At 26.9% G+C, this 531-nt stretch carries 1 protein-coding gene; it reads left to right on the top strand.

What is annotated here, in order from left to right; translation table 11 throughout:
* On the top strand, positions 1-520 hold a 520-nt coding region (locus AB9Q04_RS08125), incomplete at its 5' end, for a DUF624 domain-containing protein (RefSeq protein WP_410024835.1).
* Positions 521-531: the final 11 nt, after the last annotated feature.

Here is a 531-nt window from a genome sequence, read left to right as displayed (position 1 = left end):
CATCATACTTGGTGTCTTCCCTTCTTTTTTGGCAGTAGTTGATATTATATCCACAAAACTATATAAGGATGACTCTAATATTTTAAGCTATCTATTTAAAAATACTTACAAAGAAAATTTCAAAAAGGCAAACCAAGTAGGATGGGTTATTTTATTAGCTTTTACTATTTTATTATATGATTATTATATAAATAAAAATGTTATAGAAAATACTCTGCTAGGAGGCATATTGTTAATTTTACTAATATTGCTTATAATATTAACAAGCCACTTACCTATTACTTTACTCAGGTTTGATTTATCTTTTAAAAACTATTTTAAGCAAGCCTTATTAATAGCCCTTAGTTCGCCATTTGAATTAATCTCAGTTATCTTAAGCATACTATTAATAGAGCAAATACTTTTTAGGCTTCCTATCTTGATATTATTTTTAGGAGCGCCTTTATTAGCCATTCCCTTTGCCTGGTTTACTTATAGGTCTATTGAGAAAATAAAAGATAAAAAAGAAAAGGAAAGTTAGGTAGATAATAT

This window comes from Anaerococcus groningensis, assembly GCF_046365465.1.
Taxonomy (GTDB): domain Bacteria; phylum Bacillota; class Clostridia; order Tissierellales; family Peptoniphilaceae; genus Anaerococcus; species Anaerococcus groningensis.
This window is presented reverse-complemented; position numbering and strand designations above follow the sequence as displayed.